The 4186-nt window shown below is 49.7% G+C and carries 4 protein-coding genes and 1 tRNA gene; 3 read left to right on the forward strand and 2 right to left on the reverse strand.

The annotated features are described in order from the left end of the window. Window positions 1–137: 137 nt before the first annotated feature. Both J4F31_12115 and J4F31_12120 read right to left on the reverse strand, forming a co-directional pair. Window positions 138–491, reverse strand: coding sequence for a hypothetical protein (locus J4F31_12115; GenBank protein ID MCE2497298.1), 354 nt, complete (start codon window positions 489–491; stop codon window positions 138–140). A gap of 423 nt (window positions 492–914) precedes the next feature. Beyond that, window positions 915–989 (reverse strand) — tRNA-Val (locus J4F31_12120). A gap of 205 nt (window positions 990–1194) precedes the next feature. On the opposite strand from J4F31_12120, the gene J4F31_12125 reads away from it, so the two are divergent. The 3 genes from J4F31_12125 to J4F31_12135 all read left to right on the forward strand — a co-directional run bounded on the left by J4F31_12125 (window position 1195) and on the right by J4F31_12135 (window position 3882). Next, window positions 1195–2364: a hypothetical protein gene (locus tag J4F31_12125; protein MCE2497299.1), complete on the forward strand. Its 1170-nt coding sequence runs from the start codon at window positions 1195–1197 to the stop codon at window positions 2362–2364. A gap of 23 nt (window positions 2365–2387) precedes the next feature. Next, complete coding sequence (locus J4F31_12130) at window positions 2388–2585, forward strand: T9SS type A sorting domain-containing protein (protein MCE2497300.1); 198 nt, start codon at window positions 2388–2390, stop codon at window positions 2583–2585. Window positions 2586–2949: 364 nt separating this feature from the next. Beyond that, window positions 2950–3882: a hypothetical protein gene (locus tag J4F31_12135; GenBank protein ID MCE2497301.1), complete on the forward strand. Its 933-nt coding sequence runs from the start codon at window positions 2950–2952 to the stop codon at window positions 3880–3882. The last annotated feature ends 304 nt before the right edge of the window (window positions 3883–4186 follow it).

The following is a 4186-nucleotide window of genomic DNA, read 5'->3' on the forward strand; positions in this document are numbered from 1 at the left end:
TCTTATAAGCCGGCTTTCGATATTTCTTGCTTTTTCATATCACTAAGTTAAGTGACACACTTTTCTGAACAGACTCGATGCAACTATTGAAGACCCGAAATTTCGATTAAAGATCAACTAATCAACCCATCAACCCATCAAGGACAAACCAAGGTCTTCTGTCTTTTCTTACTTTTTAACTTAACAACGACGCCGGCGCCCGTTAAGCCAAGACCAATTGCACCGGCCTGTACAGCCATTACGCCGAAAACTGCTCCATAGGCTTGTCCTTGTCCTCCGAGGTCAGATAATTTGATGGCAATGCTCCCAAATGCGATACTCGAGAGGAGAAATATACCTCCTGGAATTAAGAACCCGTTAGCTTTACGGTTGAAGTGACTATTGTGAATTTCTAGGGCTTCAGCACAAGAATTGTAGGCCAAAGGCACCTCTTCTACGTATTTATAGCCGTCGTGAAACATACCTTTTCCGGGCTTTCGGTACTTGATCATGATGGTTTTAAGGTTCTCTTGAGACCAGTCGGCCCCATAGGGAAGCTTGAACTTGTGAACGAAGGCCTTTCCAGTGGAGTCCTCGAAAGCCTGGATATACTTGACCGCATTTTTCGTAGAGTCGACAAAGAAACAAGTCTGAGCCTGAGTGGAAAAAGCGATGAAAAAAGGACAAGAGGAGCGCTAATCTTTTCATAGGCATTAATATAGCGAATCAATTCGTTAATTTCGGGAGGTGAAGTCGATGAGGTGACCTGTTTGAATTCCGGCTTTGCTGGAATGTCCTAGAGCTCAGCTCGAATGTCCTTCGGAGTAGCCGAAATTTCCCCCTCCTGAAAGGCGAATTCTTTCGGCTCACTGCCCACTACTTGTTGAGAGAGATTACGCGCCTTCGGAGCTTGATCAGGCGGACTTGATTTCTTGTGGGCAATGAGAGATTCGAACTCCCGACCCCCTCGGTGTAAACGAGGTGCTCTGAACCAGCTGAGCTAATTGCCCAATATTTTTAAGATCGTCGACGGGGACCCGTTAAAATCGGAGTGCAAATATACGCTCTTCTCAATTCTAAGCAACGGGTTTTTTAAAAAAAAATACGTCGAGGTGCTATTCGACACTATTGTGCATGGTATTGAGACATATTTGAACTGTTAAAAAGTGTAGAAAAGCCATTTTGCAGTACCAAGCTTAAACGTCCCAAGAGGTCATGAAACAACTTTGTTGGATAACGCTACAGCTGTTCCTTTTCGCCGGTTTATGTGCCTTTGCTCAGATACCTGTAGGTATACCCCTGCAGTCCAATAATCAAGTGCTCGGAAAACCCGGGGTCAGCATGAGCGTGGCTCAGCAAACCTGGGCCATTGGGTATTCGTACGATACCGCTCCTCATCTCTTGGGCGGTGCGCCCGGGTTGGCTCCGGCCGGAGTAGTTAGGGTGTTCGAATGGAACGGATTTAATTTCGTTCCAAAAGGAGGTCCAATCGATTCAGTGCTCGTTGGTCAGTATAACAACCAAATCCAAATCCTCGTAAATCCACAAACCCTGGCAGTTTCAAAAAGATCGCCTTTCGGCCTTAGAGTGGTCGTTTACGATTGGGACGGAACAGAGTGGGTTGCTCACCCGGCCGATGTTCCCAATGCCATCATCTGGCACATGGGACACCACAATGCCATTGCCACGGCGCAACCATCCAACCCCATGTTTCCTCCAACCTCGGTGGTGGTGTCCGAGTGGAATGGCACAGATTGGACCACCAAAGGAAACCCGATCAATCCCGGCCAGCAATACAGAAATTTCGGGTCGCGCCTCTTCATGCCCAACGAGAACATGGTGGCTATCGCCGCCAACGGTTACGACGAACGTCGCGGACAAGTCAGTGTGTTCTACTGGGCTGGTTTCCAGTGGCAGAGACGCGGCCTACCCATAGAGGGTGACCAACCAAGCGATCGCTTTGGCAGCGATTTGTACATGCCCGATGGAAATACCATCGCGATCGGATCAACGGGTAGTGACCTTGGAGGAACCGACCGGGGAATTATAAAGGTCTACGACTGGAACGGCCAGGTTTGGATGCCTCGCGGATCTCCTATTCCGGGTGGTTCCGAAACGAGTCAGATCGGATGGGGCTTTCAAATGCCCACGATAACACCCTCGTGGCGGTGTCCGATTCGAGCGTTCAATTGTATCGGTACAACGGATCCGAATGGCAAACCATCGGGAACCCCATTCTACCTACAAACTCACATCATAGTATTTGGTCCGCCGCACTCAGCGGCTCTCAATTGGCCTTGGGCTGCGCGAATACCGATTCCGGAGTGGTCCGCGTTTTCGACTACTCCCTGTTCGGACTTACCCAAACCGAATATTCCAATCTAAAGCTCAACCTCTATCCGAACCCAGTGGATAGGACCCTTCGGGTCAACATGGATGCGTCAAGGTCAAATTCGTTTCTCATAACGGATTCGACCGGGCGTATCACATGGAAAGGAAGTATATTGCCCGGGGTCAACGAACTCGACGTATCAAATTGGTCGAGTGGAACCTACTTCCTAAGGTCTACTGCATCATCAGCGGTTCATGCCTTCGTTGTTCGCTAGCGAATAAACGAAATACGCGCATGTTCGTACAACTAGACGATGTTTGAAACACTCGATGCATTGTTCCGATTCTCCTTCGACCACAACGGCCCGAGTTGCGGCATCGGAAACAATAATGATGGGTTTTGCAACAGGGCTTATCGCGCCAATGGTAAAAATTCACTCCCTTTAGTGTATAATTAGTTGAAGCTCTGTTTCAACGGTCGTGAACAACACCTGCACAGCGAACACGCCAACCCTTCTGAGTTGAGTTCGCTGTGCTTGGTTTTTACACATTCCCACACCGATTCTAATCCATTAACATTTGATTATGAAGGTGCTTCACGCGATTGCGATACCTTGCTCCCATCAAAATCAAATAACTATGCTGCGAGTCTTGCTCCGCCCCCTCTTATCCTTTTTATTGATTTCGGCCTCAGCGGCCGGATGCGCGTCGCCCGACTCCTCAGAGGTGTCCGTCGAGGCGGCCGACACCACGGCCAACAAAGCCAAAATGGTTGCCCAAACTCATCAGGAGCCCCACGAATACGGCGGCTGGTACTGCCCGGATAACCTCACCATGTTTCCACCGGTCAATGTTCGCGACCTTCACAATGTTCCTGTCGTCACGGACCGACTCCCAACCCGGGAAGAAACGCGTTCGGGAAAATCACTGATCTATATCGATGAATCAAAGCACCCCAACGCCAATCCCTTGCCCATGGAACTCCCCAGGCTCGCGCGCTACTACAACGAATCCACCCAAAAGAACGAACTCATCGTGGTCATCCAAGCCATTACCGTAGAAGGCGATTCCGTGGTCGGATTCCGATATCTGAACGGAGGCAACGGCTCCGCTTGGCTCAACGAGGTCGAGTTCCTCAGCGACTCCGAAGTCGAATCACTCCCCGATACCCTTTTCTTCAACCGGGAATTGGAATTCGGCTGCACCCCAAAAGCCATCTGGTCGGTTATTACGAATGAGAAATACGCGCGGACTTTGGGAGGCTTCTTTGCGGAAGGAGCCTACGTTCAATCGAGCTGGCGTCGCGGAGAAAAAGTGCACATCATGATCGAAGACCAAGAAGTGGCCACCGGGAATATTACTGCCTCGTGGGAAGAACTCTACCTGCAGATCGACTTCAATTTCGATGGCGTTCACTACGTAGAAAAATACCTCATGCTCGAAGGAGAAAACGGATCGGTTAAATTAATGGTCGCGGCCGGACCTTTCGGACCGGATGCTGCTGATCTGATCGCCGCTTGGAACAAGTGGTTCATTAAAGTGGTGGAACTCGCCAAGGAAGAAAGATGCTAGTGTTTCTTGTGGCGTGGTGTTGAGGTCGTTGTTAGCTTCGATCAACAATCAACGATTCAACAATAAAACCCGGGGCCGAGGGTCCGTGCGCGCAATTTTCGGGATACCGTCACAACTAATTTGATCCCGCGCTGAAGCCCCGGGCTGTGTCGCATCGGCTTGCATTAAGGATTGCATTGTTCAATCCCCCGGGTTAAAACCCGGGGCCGAGGGTCCGTGCGCGCAATTTGGGAGTGTTCACTAAAGTGTGTCATTGGTTAAAAATCTATCTTCAAAATAGTCACATAAATCCCTGCGGACATTA

The sequence above is a fragment of the Flavobacteriales bacterium genome, assembly GCA_021296215.1.
GTDB lineage: Bacteria > Bacteroidota > Bacteroidia > Flavobacteriales > ECT2AJA-044 > ECT2AJA-044.